A 15,227-nucleotide genomic window follows, 5' to 3' on the forward strand; every position below is an offset into this window, starting at 1 on the left:
CCGGACCCACACATCCGTACCGAGGAGAAGGACACCATGAGCAACCCGTTCGAGAACCCCGAGGGCGTGTACTCGGTGCTGGTCAACGACGAGAACCAGCACAGCCTGTGGCCGGACTTCGTGGACGTCCCGGCCGGCTGGACCGTCGCCCACGGGCCGGCGTCGCGGCAGGCGTGCCTGGAGTACATCGAGACCAACTGGACGGACATGCGGCCGAGGAGCCTCGCGCAGTCGATGGACAGCTGACCGCGCCGGGTGGACCGCCGACAGGGTCGGCGGTCCACCCGGAAGACGACGAAGGAGCCGGGCCGCGAGTGATCTCGCGGCCCTGCTCCTTCACATGCGGACCGGTCGGGCCGGTCAGGAAGCGGGCTGCTCCACCTTGGTGGCCGGCTTGCCGTCGACCGCGGCCGCCAGCTGCGGGACCAGCCGCTCCATGACGTAGGGCAGGCTCAGGACGGAGACGAACGACGTCGCGTTGCCGTAGTCGCTGGTCTCCGGGATGTAGACCTCACGGCCCTCCTTCACCACCTTCAGGTCGCCGTACGAGGCGTCCTTGTGGAGCTTCGCGGTGTCCTTGGCGACATCGCCGACGATCCACACGACGGCCTGCTGGTCGAGCAGGTCCATGCGCTCCTTGCTGATGTTCGCGCCGAACTTGTCGCCGATCGCCTTGTCCAGGCCGGTCGGCAGCTTGAGCCCGAGGTTGGTGAGCAGGCGCGAGCGCGCGTCCTGGCTGCCGAAGACGAAGGTGCCCTCGTACGGCGTCGCCATCACTGCGGTGGCGTCCTTGAACTCGGGGTGCTGCGAGGCGGCCGCGGCGATCTTCGCCTCGACGTCCGCGACGGCCTTCGTGGCCTCGGCGGGCTTGCCGACCGCGGTGCCGACCCGCTTCGTCAGCTCCTGCCACGGGATGCCGAAGTCGTTGTACTCCTTCGGCTGCGCGACGACCGGGGCGAACTTCGACAGGGACGCGTACTGCTCCTTGGTGAGACCGCCGTACAGGGCGAGGATCAGGTCGGGCTTCAGGGCCGCGATCTTCTCGACCTGCGGGCCGGTGCCGGTGTCCTTCAGCACCGTCGGCGCGGCGCCGCCGGCCAGCTTGTCCGTGGCCCAGGGACCGATGGCGCCCTTGTAGCCGCCCAGCCACTCGGTGGTGCCGACCGGCACCTTGCCGAGCGCCAACAGGGCGTCCTGGTCGGTGAGTCCGACCGTGACGATCCGCTGGGGCTCGGACTTGATCGTGGTGTTCCCGTACTTGTGCGGGATCGTCACGGGGAAGGCCTTGCCGGCCGACGCGTCCTTGCCGGTGGATGCGGACGTGTCCGACTCGGAGTCGCCCCCGCAGGCGGTGGCGGTTCCGAGCAGAAGCAGAACGGAGGCGAGCGCGGCGGCGAGCCGTGGAGCTCTGAGGGAGCGGGCCATCGGTGGTCCTTCGGTTCGGGTTCCTGTGGAGCGGTGAGGGTGTGGGGGGCTGTGTTTCCTCAGACGCCGCGATCGCGGCTGTCCGACCACGCCTCCCACAGGGCGGCGTAGCGTCCTTGTGTACGGCGGAGTTCCTCGTGGGTGCCGGTCTCGACGATGCGTCCGCCGTCCATGACGACGATGCGGTCGGCGGTCGCGGCCTGGGTGAGGCGGTGCGCCACGATCAGTGCCGTACGACCGTCGACAGCGCGCGCGACGGCCTTCTCCAGTGCGCGGGCTCCGGTGCTGCCGGCCTCGGCGGTCGCCTCGTCGAGGATCGCGACGGGCGGGTCCGCGAGGATCAGCCGTGCGAGCGCGAGCGCCTGTGTCTGTGCGCTGCTGAGCCGGTGCCCGCCCTCGCCCACCACGGTGGCGAGCCCTTCGGGAAGGGCTTCGGCCCAGCCCAGCGCGTCGACCCGGTCCAGTGCGCTGCGCAGTTCACCGTCGCTCGCCCCGGGCTTGGCCAGCCGGAGGTCGTCCGTGAGCGTCCCGGCGAAGACGTGGGTCTCCTGGGTGATCAGAGCGACCGTACGGCGGGTGACGGCCGGGCCGAGTTCGTGCAGTGCGGCGCCGCCGAGTTGCACGGTGCCGGCCGAGGGCCGGTGCACTCCCGCGATGATCTTGGCCAGGGTGGTCTTGCCGGCGCCGCTCGCCCCGACGAGCGCGACGCGTTCCCCGGGCAGCAGGGTCAGGTCGACGTCGTGCAGCACGGGATGCCCGGTCTCGTACGCATGGCAGAGGCCGGTGACGGTGATGGACGCGTCGCGCGGGGTCGAGGGCCGCGCGGGCTGCTCGGGGGGCGGCTGATCGGCCACGCCGACGAGCCGGGCGAGGCCCGCGGCGGCCGACAGGGCGTCGTCGATGAGGACGAGCGCGGAGTTGATGGGGGTGAAGAGGCTGTGGAAGTACAGCGCGGCGGCGGTCGCCGTGCCGAGGGACGCGGATCCGTCGCGCACCAGCCAGAAGCCGGTGACGAGGACTGCGGCGAGCCCGATGAACTCGCCGACGTGCAGACGGCTGTAGAAGCCCAGCACGAGCTGGACGCCGCGCATGGTCAGTTGGACGACGGACCAGGAACGCCCGGCGGCCCGTTCGCTGTGCTCCTCCTCCAGCCGGAACGCCTTGACGGTCGTGCTGCCGCCGATGGTGTCGAGCAGTTGCTGCTGCTGGGCGCCGGTGGCGATGCGCTGTTCCGCGTAGAGCGGTACGGCCCTTCGGACGTACCAGCGTGCCGTGTGCACCTGGACCGGGACGGCGAGCAGCGCGGCGAGCAGGAACCTCCAGTCGAGCACCGCGAGCGCGCCGAGGGTCAGGATGATCGCGAGCAGTGAACGGGCCAGCTCCGGCAAGGCGTTGCGGACGGCGTCGGCGATCAGGGACACGTCGGCGGTGACCCGTACGGTCAGATCGCCGGAGCCGGCTTTCTCCACCTGCTCCAGGGGCAGACCCAGGGCCCGTTCGACGAACCGCTCGCGCAGTCGGGCCAGGACGGTTTCGCCGAGCCGGGAGATCAGCGAGAGGCCGAGGCCGGTGGTGAGTCCCTGGACGACGGCGACGGCGGCGAGCAGCACCACGATCGTGGTGATCGCATCCGGCGGCCGGTGGTCCGCCGCCAGGTCGACGACGCGCCCGAGCAGCGGCTGGATCAGCAGTCCGACGGCCGTCGCGCCGACCATGACGGCGAAGCCGCACAGCGCGAGGAGCCGGTGGGGGCGCACGAGTTCACCGACGGCGGCGCGGGTCCGTGCCGCGGTCGCCGTCGGCAGCAGCTGCCGGACGGGCTCGCCGCTGCCGGCGGTCTCCTGCACGGTCTGTCGCTCCGGGTTCGCGTCGGTGGGTGCGGAGGCCTGCTGGGGTTCCGTGTTCGCGTCGGTGGGCGTGGCGGCCTGCCCGTCGGCCTGCTGTTGTGTCATGAGAGAACTGCCGAACGGTAGGAGATGCGGTCACGGACGAGTTCGGCGTGGGCGGCGCAGCCCGCCACCCGGCCGTCCTCGATGAGGACGACCCGGTCGGTCACGGACAGCAGCGCCGGGCTGGTGGTCACCAGGACGGTGGTGCGATCGCGGCGGATGTCCCTGAGGCCGGCCGCGATCCTGGCCTCGGTGACCGCGTCGACCGCCGTGGCCGGGTCGTGCACCACCAGGACGGGTGTGTCGGCGGCCAGGGCGCGTGCGAGCGCGACGCGCTGGCGCTGTCCGCCGGACAGTGAGCGCCCGCGTTCCGTCACGATCGTGTCGCCGCCCTGGGGCAGCGTCCCGGCCACCTCGTCGGCGCCCGACGCGGTGAGCGCGGGACCGATGTCGTGCTCGGGTGGCGCCGCGGCGCGGACGTTGCCGGTGAGCGTGCCTTCGAAGAGGTCCGCGTCGTGTTCCGCGACGAGGATCGCGGTGCGGACGTCCGCGGGATCGAGGGTGGTCATGGGTACGCCGTCCAGTTCGACCGAGCCGCTGTCGGGGTCGGAGCGCCGGGCCAGGCAGAGCAGCAGCGCGGTCGCGTCGGCGGGGTCGGTGGCGACCACGCCGACGATGTCGCCGGGTGCGATGTCGAGATCGAGGTCCCGGAGTGTGCCGTACGAGACTCCGCGCAGGCGGACGCCGCCCCGGACGGGCTGCGGCAGCCGGTCGGCACCGGGGAGTACCGCACTGTCCGCGCCGAGCACTCCGGCGATGCGCGTGGCGGAGGCACGGCCCTGCGCGAGCTCGGAGTTGATCCAGGAGAATTCCGAGAGCGGTCCGAGCAGGAACAGCGCGAGGCCGACCGCCGAGACCAGTTCGCCGAGGCTGATGTCCCCCTGTGTCGCGAGTCGTCCGCCGACGAGGGCGACGAGGGCGATGAACACCCCGGTGAGCGCGAGCACGATGCCGTTCTGCCATGCGCGCGCCCGTGCGGCCCGGAGCGTGGCAGACAGGGACTCACTGCTGGTCTGCCGGTAGCGCGCGACGGCGGCGGATTCGGCGCCGATGCCCTTGAGCACCCGCAGCCCGGCCACCAGGTCCGCGGCGATGCCGGACGCCTGTGCCGCTCGCTCCTGTTCGGCCTCGCTCCGGCGCTCCAGCGGTTTGCTCAGCAGGTGGCCGAGCCACAGGAGAAGGGGTGTGCCGAGGAGCACCACGAGTCCGAGCAGGACCGAGATGCTCACCAGGACCACCGCGCTGACGAGGAGTCCGGTCAGCGCCGCGACGGCGACGATCACGGCCATGTTGACGGCGCCGACCCGCTTGGCGTCCTCGGTCGCGATGTTCGTCAGCTCTCCGGGAAGCCGACCGCTGTCCGCGCCGCCCTCCGGTGCCAGGATCCGGCCGACGAGCCGGGTCCTGAGGCGGTGGGCCGCGGTCTCCGCCGCCCGTTCACCGGCGCGCGCGCCGAACCGGAAACTGAACGACAGTCCCACGTAGACGACGGCCAGCGCCGCGATACCCAGCAGCAGCCCGCCGGTGTCGCTCTTGGCGACACCCTGGTCGATCACGACACCGATGAGCACGGGGACCAGTGCCTCACCCGCCTGGTGCCCCGCGCCGAGCAGCACGCCGATCGTCACATCGCGGCGCTGTCCCGTGACAGAGCTCCGCAGAACATCCCGCCCCGACAGGTCTGTTGCCCCCACCGCACTCCTCCGGACCTGCTTGGCAGTGCCCATGGACCGAGCACGAGAACTTAGGTAAGGCTAGACTAACCACGACCTGATGGGCCACCCCTCGTCGACGATCGAGGCAGGAGCGTGATCCGGCGGCGGGACGGCGTGGACGACCGGCCTCAAGCCGGCCCCGAGTGCGCCGATTCCGGGGGCACTTGAGCCGCCCGCGCCGCGCCGTCGGGGTCGTCGATCCGCACCAGCCGGTAGTGCTGCTCGTACTTGGGCCTCTTGCGCCGGTCGGCCTTCTTCGGCCTCGCCCGCCGGGCGGCGGCCACGAGCGCACCGACCTCGGGTCGCTCTCTGCGCAGCCGGTAGAACGCGCGCCCGGACATCCCGACGAGTGCGGCCGCCGGGCCGTGCAGGGCGCCGCCGCGCATGGCCGTCAACAGGACCCGCAGCGCTGTCGCGTTGAGGGTCGCGCCCGGGACCGGTCCGCGCGCCCTGGCCATCGTCGCCGCCGCAGCCATCGCGGCCGCGAAGGTGGGGTCGTGCTCCTGCCAGGCGGTCAGCAGCCGCTCGGAGACACCGGCCGCCACCGCACACCCCGGCGGCCCCAGCCCGAGAGCGGCGGCCCGTACGGCGTCGGCCATCCGCGCGGCGGTCTCCTCGCGCAGACTCGGTCGCGCACCCAGTGCGTGGAGCAGGGCCCTGTCGACGTCCTCTTGTGCGTCGAGGTCTGCCACCACACCATCGGCCCACGACTCCAGCCGGTTCGCGGGGTCGACTCGTCGCTCTTCCACTCGCAACACCTTCTTAGGTTAGCCTCACCTAAGCATATTCTGGAGTGGGATGACGACCCGTTCACAGGAAAGGATCAGCTTGTGCTCTGCACCAGGTTGACCAACGCACGTGTCATCACGATGGACCCGGCACGCCCCGCCGCCCGCGAGATCGGCATCTGGCGGGGACGCATCGTGGGCCTGGACGAGGAGGTGGCCGCACTCCCCGCCCGGCAGGTGGTGGACCTCGACGGGGCGACCGTGCTGCCGGGCTTCATCGACAGCCATGTGCACCTCGCCTGGACAGGACTGAAGGCGCGGACACCGGACATCGCCCCCAGTAGCTGCGTCGACGACATCCTCGGCGTCGTCGCGCAGGCGGTCGCCGACGCGCCGCCCGGCAGCTGGGTCGACCTGGGCGGCTACGACCAGCGCACCCTCGACCGCCCCCTGGGCGCCGCGGAACTGGACACCGTGAGCCAGGGGCGCAAGGTGTACCTCGGACACATCTCCGGACACGCGTGCCTGGTCAACACCGCGATCCTGGACCTGCTCCCGCAGAGCGTCCCGCACACGGACGGTTTCCTCGCCGAGGAGGCCATGGGCGCGGCCCTGCGGCTGCGGCCGCCGCATTCCCTGACCGAACTCGTCGACGCGATCGAGACCGCCGGGTGGACGTGCCGGCGCGAGGGGGTCACCGCGTGTGCCGAGGCCGGCATCGGCAGCGAGCTGTTCGCCCACAGCCCCGTCGAAGCCGCCGCCTACCAACTCGCCCACGAGACAGGGCGGTTGCCGATCCGGCTCCAGCTCATGGTGGCCGCGGACGCCCTGAAGCCCGTCGACGCCGCGCCGGAGGACATGACGTCGCGCGCCTTCGGCCTCGGCCTGCGCACCGGCTTCGGGGACGGGCACCTGTCGCTCGGCGCCCTCAAGGTCTTCACCGACGGCGGCATGATGGCGCGGACCGCCGCACTCACCGAGCCGTACCACGGCACACAGTCGGCGGGTCAGCTCCAGATGCCCGCCGAGCAGCTCGAGGACACCATCGTCCAGGGCCACCTCGCGGGCTGGCAGCTCGCCGTGCACGCCATCGGGGACCGCGCGGTCGATGTCGCCCTGGGCGCCCTGGAGAAGGCGCAGCGACTGCACCACCGCCCGGAGGCCCGGCACCGCGTCGAACACGCCGGTCTCGTCCGCCCGGACCAGCTGGCCCGGTTCGCCGCCGTGGGGGCCACCGCCGTCGTCCAGCCCAGCTTCCTGCGGTACTTCGGCGACGACTACGCGGCGATCATGGGCCGTGAGCGGGCACCCTGGCTCTACCGGGGCCGGGGCTTCCTCGACAACGGCGTCCGTCTGGTGGGGAGTTCGGACCGTCCTGTCGCCGACGGCGCGCCCCTGCGGGCCATCCAGTTCATGGTGGAGCGGGCCTCCGAGTCGGGCCGGCTGGTCGGCCCGGACGAGGGCATCGGAATCGACGAGGCGCTGCGGGCCTACACCTCGGACGGCGCGTACGCCTGCCACTGGGAGGACAGCGCGGGCAGCATCACCGCCGGCAAGCGCGCCGACCTCGTCGTCCTGGAGGACGATCCGCGGCGGGTGCCCGTCTCGAAGATCGGCGACATCGCGGTGATCGGGACCTGGCTGGAGGGGAACCGGTCGTCGGACGAGCCCACGGCCTGATGTCACCGGCGGAGCGGTGGGCAGGGCCACCCGGGCACACCGCACTCACCAGGCGTCCACCACACGTGACGATGGGTAGCCGTTCGACGTGCGCCCGCTCCTGGGCACTGTTTCGCTGATGGGGGAACGCACCTCCGTCACGAAGGAGTGACCATGAGCCCGGAAAGGCCGTCACACGGCTCCGCCGAGGACATGAAGCAGCAGGCGCAGAAGATGGAACAGGCCGCGGAACAGTCCTCCGACCCCCATGTGCGCCGACGCCTGCGGGAGAAGGCCACTGAGCTGCGCCGCCGCACCAGCCGGCAGCAGGGCGAGGCCCCGCCCGGGGACTTCCACCCCAAGCACTGACCGTCGCGCTCGGAACGGGGGCCCGCTCGGAACGACGGCCGGTCAACAGGCCCGCTCGGAACGGGGGCCGCGGCAAACCCGCCGGCCCCCGTTCTGCGGCTTCCGGCCCGTCCTCAGCCGTCCGAGGTCCCGCTCGCCGCGTTCCGCCACACCGTCAGGTCCAGGGTGAGGTACTTGCTCGGTGAGTCCTCGGCCGAGAAACCCTGCACCGTCAGCAGGCCCAAGTGACCCGTGCCGGTCGTGATGCAGATCTGACGGCCCTTCGACAGCCTGTTCACGTAGACGTTCTTGGTGAACCGGGTGTCCTTGCGGCACGTTTCGAGGGACCCCTGCTGGCCCGGGTCGAGCAGGACCAGATTGCCCTCGTTGCTCTCCGCGTCGAGGTAACCGCCGGTGTCGTAGGAGAGTTCGTAGCCGCCGTCCTCGCCCTCCTGCGGCCGGACGTCGTCGTCACTGAGCGTCAGATGGAAGCCGGCCGTGAGGTTGATGCCCGGGTAGTCCACGGGCTTCGGCGGGGCCGGCGCCGGGTCCGGCTTCGGGGCGGACTCATCCTTGCCGCCGGTACCGCTCTCCCCGGTGTCCGAGGAGGAACCGCCCTGGGACGCACCGCTCCCCCGCGACGTGTCGTCGTCCTTCATCGCCAGGTACGCCGTCCCGCCCCCGACGCCGAAGACCAGCAGGACGGCCAGGGCGATGAGCGCCGCGCGTTTGCCGCCACCGCCGGTGGCGCGCCGGGCATGGGGATCGACGTACGGGGCCGGGTACGGGCGCGGGTTCGGATTCGCAGGTACCTGGGTCTGGGCGTAGGCGTGGGCATGGCCGGGGTTGGTGGGCTGGTGGTGCTGCGGGGGCGGGTACTGCGGGGAGGGCCCGTGCGCGGCGGGCGGGCCGTAGCCCGGAGGCGGGGTGCCGGGCGTCACCGGGGTGGTGGGCGAGTACGCCGCCGAGGGGGTGGTGGAGGGCGGCGGCGGTGTCTGGGCCGGGGCCGGGGCCGCCGCACGTCCGGTGATGTCGGCGCTGACGGCCGCGGGCAGCCAGTCCTCGGGCCGCCGCAGTACCGTCTCCGCGTTCGCCGACTGGCAGAGTCCGATGATGTCGGCGATCGACGGCCTGGCCGCGGGGTCCTTCGCCAGGCAGCGCGTGACGAGTTCCCTCAACCGGTCCGGCACTCCGCCGAGATCCGGCTCCTCGTGGACGATCCGGTACAGCACGCCGTGCGACGTGCCCTCGCCGAAGGCCGGGGTACCGGCCGCGGCATACGCCGCGACCTGACCGAGCGCGAAGATGTCGGTCGCCGCCGTGACCCGCTGCCCCGCGGCCTGTTCGGGGGCCATGAACGACGGTGTGCCGATCGTGACGCCGCTGCCGGTCAGCGACGTCGCGTCGGCCGCGTAGGCGATGCCGAAGTCGATGACGCGCGGTCCGTCGGCCGCGAGCAGCACGTTGGACGGCTTGAGGTCGCGGTGCACGATGCCGGCGCCGTGGATGACGTGCAGGGCCTCGGCGATGCCCGCGACGAGCAGCAGCACCGCCTCGACCGGGAGCGCGCCGTGCCGGGCGACCGCGTCGGCGAGCGAGGGACCCGGGACGTACGCCGTCGCCAGCCAGGGCTGCGGACCGTCGGTGTCCGCGTCGATCACAGGAGCGGTGAACAGGCCCTGCACGCGCTGCGCGGACTTCACCTCCTGCGCGAAACGGCGGCGGAACTCCGGGTCCTCGCCGAACTCCGGGCGGATCACCTTGATGGCCACCGGCCGTCCGCCGGGCGTGTACGAGAGGTAGACCTTGCCCATGCCTCCGGCACCGAGCTTCGCGGTCAGCCGGTATCCGGCGATGGTCGCCGGGTCGTCTCCCGCGAGCGGCTGAAAGACCTCTGCCTTCCCCCGGTCGTGCTGCTGACCACTCATCACGCATTCCCCCTACACAAAACACCGATGTCGCACGGCACCCTACCCAAGGGAAAGCGGTGTCCCTCGCTGTCGGGCGCCCGTCGTACGCGTGGCGCATGGCCGGCGGGACGCGCGCAGGCCGTGACCGGCGCGACGCGCGCAGGCCGTGACCGGGGCCGACGTGCGTCCAGGGGCGCCTTTTCGGGTGGCCCGCCGCCGGCCCTGTCGCCCTCAGGTGACCGTTCCGGGTCGGGCCGCCCCTCACGTACACGGAAAGCGCAGCACCGCCGGTACCCGCCGGTTGTCGTCCTCCGAAGGCGGCAGGCCCAACTTCCCGAAAAATGCTCGCCACATGCTTCTCCACGGTTCCGGCCGAGACCACGAGCGCCCGGGCGATACCGGCGGTGGATCTGCCCTCGGCCATCATCAGGGAGAGCCCGGCCCGTTCGCGGTTCGTCAGGGAGCCCAGTTCCTGCGGGCGGCTGCCCGCGCCCGCCAGTGGGGTGACGGCCTCGAGGATGATCAACTGCCCCAGCGCCACACCGGCGAGGACGTTGGAGGAATCCGGTAACGGCGCCCGGCCGCACATCGAAGCTGAAACCGTCGACAGCGACCGTCGTGCCGTACCGCTTGGTGAGGGAGCGCACTTCGATCATGCCGGACCCCTGCTGCATGTGGATGTCATGTCCTCCACGCCAGGAGCCCGGATCGGTCACCGGACCGTGGCAAACCTCCGTCTTGAGCTGGGGGTTTTCCCCCACCGCGGCACAGCGGGCCGTCGGCCGTCCACCTGTGGCGGTGGCTCGGCGGGCCGGGCGGTCCTACCGTGGAAGGGACATCGTCACCGGCCGGCACGACGGCACCGGCACGCAGGCGGACGCGCGGCGCGACGTGATGTGCCGTGACGAAAGCGCCGTCGTCGTGTCTTCTCCAGTGCCCGGCAAGCGGGGGCGATGGCGCAGGAAGGTGTTGCAGGTGACATCGATGGCCGACACCGGCTCCCAGCCCCTCGTACTCGGCGCGCACGAGGCGGATCTGGACGATGCCACCCTGGTCGTACGCGCCCGTGACGGCGATGTGAGGGCCTTCGAGGTACTGGTGCTTCGCTATCAGGGCCCGATGTACCGCTTGGCGCTGCGCATGCTCGCCGGCCGTGGCGACGCCGAGGATGTCGTGCAGGAGGTCTTCCTGACCGCCTGGCGCCGACTGGGCCGGCTGCGGGAGAGTGCCGCGTTCGTGGGCTGGCTCTACCGGATGACGACCAACCGGTGCCTAAATGTCATCCGGGCGCGCAGGCCCACGGCGGATACGGACCTGGACGCTCGCGCATCCGGCGACGCCGCCGGATCCCCGGAACGGTCGGCACAGGTCGGTGAACAACTGGTCGCGCTCTCCGGCGCCCTCCAGCAACTGACAGCTGAACAGCGCGCCTGCTGGCTGTTGCGGGAGGTGCACGGGCGCTCCTACGACGAGATCGCGAGAGCGACGGGCACGACCCCGACTGCGGTACGCGGACGCATCGCACGCGCCCGCGCCCACCTGGCGGAGGTGATGGCTCCATGGAAATGAACGACGCGCAGGGCTCCGCGCTCCCGTGCGGCCGCGACATCGAGACGGTGTGGGAGCGGCCCTCGCCGAGGGGCGGCGACGAGCCGGACGGCCACGACCCCGGTTGCGCGTACTGCGCTGCCGCCCGGGAGAGCCTGGCGGTGCTGCGGGAGGTGACGGGCGAGCTCGCCGCGGAGGAGATCCAGCCGCCGGCCGGGTTCACCGCCCGGATCATGTCCGCGGTCCGGGCGGAGAGAGTCCGCCACCACATGCTGGTTCTGCCCAGTACGGAGCCCGGCGAGGTCCGGGTCAGCGAACAGGCGGTAGCCGCCGTGCTGCGGTCCGCCGCCGATTCCGTCGACGGTGTCCACGCCCGGCACTGCCGGATCACCGCCACCGGGACGGATGGCGCCGTACGGGTCCAACTGACCATCGCTGTCGCCTATCGCGGCTTCCACTCCGAGGCGGTCGACGACGTACGTGAGCGCGTGCGGGCCGCCGCCGCGGCACGCGTCGGAGTGTCCCTCGTGCACGTGGACCTGACGGTGGAGGACCTCTACGACGCACAACACCACCGGGACGAGGCTCCCGGTCTCTGAGACCGGCCGACGCACAAGGACAGGTGCTCGCGATGGGAACACCCCTCCCCCACGACAGGACCGGAGCGCCGCGCACCCAGTGGGTGGTGGCCGATCCGGTGATCGCCGCGGTCGCCGCTCATGCCGCGGGCGGTGTCGCCGGTGTGGTGCGGCTCGAACCCGGCCTCACCGGCCTCGCCACTCAGGTGGCACGCTCGGCCCGGCAGAAGATCAACGGCCTGACACCCGCGCCGACCGAGGGCGTACACGTGAGGGTGGACCGGTCGGCTGAACCACCGGTGCTGCGCGTCTGCGTCGACCTCGTCACCTCGGGGCAGGACCAGGCAGCGGCCGTGGCGCGGGCAGTTCAGCGTGAGGTCACACGTGCGGTCGGCGATGCCACCGGCCTGACCCCACGCTCCGTCGGGGTCTCGATCACCGACATCGAGCCGTACGGGGCCGGTACGAGGTGACACCTCGTACGGACCTGACACGTTCCCTCCTGGCCGTCGTTGCCGGGATTCCGGGCCTGCGCCCGGCGACGTCCTCCACCACCCCCTTCGGCTCACGCGTGCCGTGGAACCTCGACGCGTCGGCGGTTGCCGTCCGCGATGATGTCGTCGAGATCCGCCTTGTCACCCTCGTCCTCCCTCTTCCCGAGGTCCTCAGCAGGGCCGAGGCGGCCCTGCACGCAGTGCTGGAGGGGACCAGGTGGAAGGACGCCCGAATACGCCTGATCGTCACCGACATCGACGCCGCCGCCCTCACCACTGCGGATCAGGAACAGCGAGGATGAGTCCGCGAATATCGTGACGTTCTGCCCTGCCAGGGGTCCTACCGGTACGACGAGCGCGACACCGCCTCGTACGTCCGGAGCCCGAGGAGGGCGTCATGAAGATTGCCGATCACTCCACGTTCGCCGCCGGTGACACCGACAAGGGCACCGGTCCCACGGCGGTATCGCGAGGCCAGAACTCCGAAGAGGGGCAGGGCAGTACCACCATCGCCGACGTCGTGGTCCAGAAGATCGCCGGAATCGCCACCCGCGAGGTACCCGGCGTGTACGCACTGGGCGGCGGCGCGTCACGGGCGTACGGCGCGATGAAGGGGCGGATCCCCGGAGCCTCGGCCAGTGCCGGACAGGGTGTATCCGTCGAGGTCGGCCAGAAGCAGGCGGCCGTGGACCTCCAGATCCTCATCGAGTACGGCGCGTCCATACCCGACCTGTCCCGCGCGGTCCGCAACAACGTCGTGGACGCGGTCGAGCAGATGACCGGGCTGGAGGTCGTCGAGGTCAACATCAACGTCAACGACGTCCACATACCCGGCGATGACAAGGACGACGGCGATCAAGGCCGCACCGACCGCGTCGAGTAGAGCGGAGAGCTCCGAACGGGCGCCGGCGGATCGGGTTTCTACCGACCGTCGGCGTCCTCCTCGTCCTCCCATTCCTCTGCTTCGTCGTCGTACTCCGCGTCGGCGTCCTCGCTGTCCTCGTCGGCGTCCTCGCTGTCCTCGTCGTATTCGGCGTCCTCGGCGTCCTCGTCGTACTCGTCTTCCGCCTCGGCGTCTTCGGCGTCTTCGGCGTCTTCTTCCTCCGCAATGGCGTCCTCATGGGACACGACCACTTCGCCGTCGCGGATCTCCCCGCGCCAGCCCTCGGGCTCCTCGTCAGTGAGGGACACATACCGCTGGAAGTGCTTGAAGTCCAGGCGGATACGGCGCCCTTGGGCTCGCCACAGATTGCCTGTCTTCTCGAAGAAGCCCGACGGGTAGTACTCCACGACCAGGACGATCCGCGTCAGCGCGGGCGCCAGCTCATGGAAGCTGACCACACCCTTGGTGCTCCCCTTGGCGCCCTCGGATGTCCACGCGATGCGGTCGTCAGGTATCTGCTCCTGGACCTTCGACTTGAAGCTGCGGTTGGACAGAGCGATCTTGACCTTCCAGTCGCTCTCCACCTCATCACCCGCCGAAACGCTCTGGACGCCCTTCATGAAGCTGCTGAACTGGTCGTACTGGGTCCAGAAGTCGTAGGCCGTGCGCAGGGGCACTCCGACATCGAGCACTTCGATGATGTTCATGGACTTGCCGCTCGACTTGCCTTTGCCCTTGCCGCCACCGAACGCTCCCTTGACCTTATCCATGACGCCCTTCGCCTTCCCGGACACGATGGCCTTGAGGGGAGAATCACCCCCGAGGATTTTCGAGCCGATGGCAGGCAACGACCCGGGATTGTCCGCCACGTCGGTCAGCTGCCCTGTGACGTCCTTGAGCTTGTCCCCCGCCTTGTCGGCAAGCCGCCCCATCTGCGCATTGGCGTACCCCGACAATTCCTCACGCAGCCGGTCCATGCCCGACTGCTCCGTCCCCGACCGCGCGTCTGCCTTTCCCGTCATGACTGCCTACCTCCGACGCCCGGAACGCGAGGATGCCTTCTTGGCCGGGGCGGACTTCTTCGCCGCGGCTTTCTTGGCCGGTGCGGCTTTCTTGGCCGCTGTCTTTTTGGCCGCCGTCTTCTTGGCGGGGGCCTTCTTGGTCGGGGCCGACTTCTTCGCCGGGGCCGACTTCTTGGCCGCCGCCTTCTTGGTCGGGGCCGACTTCTTGGCCGGGGCCGACTTCTTGGCCGGGGCCGACTTCTTCGCACGGCGAGACGGCTGCCGATCGGGCTCCTCGTCCTTGTCAGGCTCTTCGTCCTCGTCAGGCTCCTCGTCGAGCTCGTCCTCCGGTTCCTCGTCCTCCGGTTCCTCGTCCTCCGGTTCCTCGTCCTCGTCCCACTCCTCGTCCTCCGGCTCCTCGTCCTCGGGCTCCTCGTCCTCGGGCTCCTCGTCCTCCTCCGGCAGCCGCACCTTGTCACCGAGTGCGCTCGTGCGGCTCTGGAGAGTGTCGGCGAGGGAACTCATACCGCGATCGGCGACGGCCGCAACCGCCTTCCGCCCCGCCTCCAGGACATCGCCCTTGAACTGCTCCTGAAGCTCGGCGACCTGCGGGAGCTGACCCAGACGACTCACGGCCTCAGCCGCCAGTTGGCGAGGCTCCAGCCCGAACCGTCTGCCCGCCAGATACGTGGCCACCGTCAGCGCGAGCTTGCCCTTCTTCGTCCGGCCCAGCACGTATCCGCCCGCAACAGCCGCCGCCAGAGCCACCTTGGTCTGGTTGTCCATGAATCCATCACCTTCCATCGGCGCTTTCGCACGGTGCGGATTGCCGCCGGAATGCGGGGGACTTCGCCGCCCGGGCGCGTCAACTGCCGTCTCTCGAAGGGGGCAGCGCGGGAAGGCAACTCGGTGACCCTCGCATCAGGCGACCCGGGCGACTGTCACGCGCAGCAGGCACATCGCACCGGGGCCGCCGACTTTCTTGTCAG

The 15,227-nt window shown here is 70.9% G+C and carries 15 protein-coding genes and 1 pseudogene; 8 read left to right on the forward strand and 8 right to left on the reverse strand.

The window, feature by feature from the left end; genetic code table 11:
* The first annotated feature begins 36 nt into the window (after positions 1–36).
* Positions 37–246 carry an MbtH family protein gene (locus ACQPWZ_RS03230; protein ID WP_313948023.1) on the forward strand — a complete coding sequence of 70 codons (210 nt, stop codon included), beginning with the start codon at positions 37–39 and terminating at the stop codon, positions 244–246.
* Positions 247–360: 114 nt separating this feature from the next.
* Here ACQPWZ_RS03230 and ACQPWZ_RS03235 read toward each other — a convergent pair whose 3' ends face one another.
* From ACQPWZ_RS03235 to ACQPWZ_RS03250, 4 genes are all read right to left on the reverse strand, one after another.
* On the reverse strand, positions 361–1,425 hold the full coding sequence (locus tag ACQPWZ_RS03235; protein ID WP_433570552.1) for an iron-siderophore ABC transporter substrate-binding protein: 1,065 nt from the start codon (positions 1,423–1,425) through the stop codon (positions 361–363).
* Between the two features lie 59 nt (positions 1,426–1,484).
* Positions 1,485–3,377, reverse strand: coding sequence for an ABC transporter ATP-binding protein (locus ACQPWZ_RS03240; protein ID WP_433570553.1), 1,893 nt, complete (start codon positions 3,375–3,377; stop codon positions 1,485–1,487).
* Positions 3,374–5,068, reverse strand: coding sequence for an ABC transporter ATP-binding protein (locus tag ACQPWZ_RS03245; RefSeq protein WP_433570554.1), 1,695 nt, complete (start codon positions 5,066–5,068; stop codon positions 3,374–3,376). Before ACQPWZ_RS03245 ends, ACQPWZ_RS03240 begins: the two co-directional genes overlap by 4 nt.
* 149 nt (positions 5,069–5,217) lie before the next feature.
* Positions 5,218–5,838, reverse strand: a complete 621-nt coding sequence (locus ACQPWZ_RS03250; RefSeq protein ID WP_356706508.1) for a hypothetical protein — start codon at positions 5,836–5,838, stop codon at positions 5,218–5,220.
* Between the two features lie 81 nt (positions 5,839–5,919).
* Here ACQPWZ_RS03250 and ACQPWZ_RS03255 point away from each other — a divergent pair, with 81 nt between their 5' ends.
* Both ACQPWZ_RS03255 and ACQPWZ_RS03260 read left to right on the forward strand, forming a co-directional pair.
* Positions 5,920–7,497, forward strand: coding sequence for an amidohydrolase (locus tag ACQPWZ_RS03255; RefSeq protein ID WP_433570555.1), 1,578 nt, complete (start codon positions 5,920–5,922; stop codon positions 7,495–7,497).
* Between the two features lie 153 nt (positions 7,498–7,650).
* Complete coding sequence (locus tag ACQPWZ_RS03260; RefSeq protein ID WP_340471600.1) at positions 7,651–7,845, forward strand: DUF6381 family protein; 195 nt, start codon at positions 7,651–7,653, stop codon at positions 7,843–7,845.
* A gap of 113 nt (positions 7,846–7,958) precedes the next feature.
* Here the strand turns inward: ACQPWZ_RS03260 and ACQPWZ_RS03265 are convergent, their stop codons facing one another.
* Positions 7,959–9,752 carry a protein kinase domain-containing protein gene (locus ACQPWZ_RS03265; RefSeq protein WP_433570556.1) on the reverse strand — a complete coding sequence of 598 codons (1,794 nt, stop codon included), beginning with the start codon at positions 9,750–9,752 and terminating at the stop codon, positions 7,959–7,961.
* Between the two features lie 376 nt (positions 9,753–10,128).
* Positions 10,129–10,323: pseudogene (locus tag ACQPWZ_RS03270) on the reverse strand (hypothetical protein); the annotation flags it as partial.
* A 395-nt stretch (positions 10,324–10,718) separates the two neighbouring features.
* Between ACQPWZ_RS03270 and ACQPWZ_RS03275 the strand changes: the two are divergent.
* From ACQPWZ_RS03275 to ACQPWZ_RS03295, 5 genes are all read left to right on the forward strand, one after another.
* The gene (locus ACQPWZ_RS03275; protein WP_356706537.1) at positions 10,719–11,303 is read left to right on the forward strand and encodes an RNA polymerase sigma factor; all 585 of its coding nucleotides are present in this window, start codon (positions 10,719–10,721) and stop codon (positions 11,301–11,303) included.
* Positions 11,294–11,881, forward strand: a complete 588-nt coding sequence (locus ACQPWZ_RS03280; RefSeq protein WP_433570557.1) for a hypothetical protein — start codon at positions 11,294–11,296, stop codon at positions 11,879–11,881. Before ACQPWZ_RS03275 ends, ACQPWZ_RS03280 begins: the two co-directional genes overlap by 10 nt.
* Before the next feature lie 32 nt (positions 11,882–11,913).
* Complete coding sequence (locus ACQPWZ_RS03285) at positions 11,914–12,333, forward strand: Asp23/Gls24 family envelope stress response protein (protein WP_433570558.1); 420 nt, start codon at positions 11,914–11,916, stop codon at positions 12,331–12,333.
* Positions 12,330–12,656: a hypothetical protein gene (locus ACQPWZ_RS03290; RefSeq protein ID WP_433570559.1), complete on the forward strand. Its 327-nt coding sequence runs from the start codon at positions 12,330–12,332 to the stop codon at positions 12,654–12,656. Before ACQPWZ_RS03285 ends, ACQPWZ_RS03290 begins: the two co-directional genes overlap by 4 nt.
* A 95-nt stretch (positions 12,657–12,751) precedes the next feature.
* Entirely contained in the window at positions 12,752–13,237 is a 486-nt protein-coding gene (locus ACQPWZ_RS03295) for an Asp23/Gls24 family envelope stress response protein (RefSeq protein WP_433570560.1), read from the forward strand.
* Positions 13,238–13,275: 38 nt separating this feature from the next.
* Here ACQPWZ_RS03295 and ACQPWZ_RS03300 read toward each other — a convergent pair whose 3' ends face one another.
* Positions 13,276–14,259 carry an SRPBCC family protein gene (locus ACQPWZ_RS03300; protein WP_433570561.1) on the reverse strand — a complete coding sequence of 328 codons (984 nt, stop codon included), beginning with the start codon at positions 14,257–14,259 and terminating at the stop codon, positions 13,276–13,278.
* A 6-nt stretch (positions 14,260–14,265) separates the two neighbouring features.
* Positions 14,266–15,024 carry a histone protein gene (locus ACQPWZ_RS03305; RefSeq protein ID WP_433570562.1) on the reverse strand — a complete coding sequence of 253 codons (759 nt, stop codon included), beginning with the start codon at positions 15,022–15,024 and terminating at the stop codon, positions 14,266–14,268.
* Between the last annotated feature and the right edge of the window lie 203 nt (positions 15,025–15,227).

It is taken from the genome of Streptomyces sp. CA-251247 (genome assembly GCF_050952975.1).
In the GTDB taxonomy this organism is placed as follows: Bacteria; Actinomycetota; Actinomycetes; order Streptomycetales; family Streptomycetaceae; genus Streptomyces; species Streptomyces achmelvichensis.

Excerpts from the sequence above, each read along its gene's own strand:
- ACQPWZ_RS03285 (WP_433570558.1), top strand. The coding sequence starts at position 11,914 with ATGGGAACACCCCTCCCCCACGACAGGACCGGAGCGCCGCGCACCCAG.
- ACQPWZ_RS03305 (WP_433570562.1), bottom strand. The coding sequence starts at position 15,024 with ATGGACAACCAGACCAAGGTGGCTCTGGCGGCGGCTGTTGCGGGCGGA.
- ACQPWZ_RS03240 (WP_433570553.1), bottom strand. The coding sequence starts at position 3,377 with ATGACACAACAGCAGGCCGACGGGCAGGCCGCCACGCCCACCGACGCG.
- ACQPWZ_RS03235 (WP_433570552.1), bottom strand. The coding sequence starts at position 1,425 with ATGGCCCGCTCCCTCAGAGCTCCACGGCTCGCCGCCGCGCTCGCCTCC.
- ACQPWZ_RS03230 (WP_313948023.1), top strand. The coding sequence starts at position 37 with ATGAGCAACCCGTTCGAGAACCCCGAGGGCGTGTACTCGGTGCTGGTC.
- ACQPWZ_RS03260 (WP_340471600.1), top strand. The coding sequence starts at position 7,651 with ATGAGCCCGGAAAGGCCGTCACACGGCTCCGCCGAGGACATGAAGCAG.
- ACQPWZ_RS03280 (WP_433570557.1), top strand. The coding sequence starts at position 11,294 with ATGGAAATGAACGACGCGCAGGGCTCCGCGCTCCCGTGCGGCCGCGAC.
- ACQPWZ_RS03295 (WP_433570560.1), top strand. The coding sequence starts at position 12,752 with ATGAAGATTGCCGATCACTCCACGTTCGCCGCCGGTGACACCGACAAG.
- ACQPWZ_RS03300 (WP_433570561.1), bottom strand. The coding sequence starts at position 14,259 with ATGACGGGAAAGGCAGACGCGCGGTCGGGGACGGAGCAGTCGGGCATG.
- ACQPWZ_RS03275 (WP_356706537.1), top strand. The coding sequence starts at position 10,719 with ATGGCCGACACCGGCTCCCAGCCCCTCGTACTCGGCGCGCACGAGGCG.
- ACQPWZ_RS03265 (WP_433570556.1), bottom strand. The coding sequence starts at position 9,752 with ATGAGTGGTCAGCAGCACGACCGGGGGAAGGCAGAGGTCTTTCAGCCG.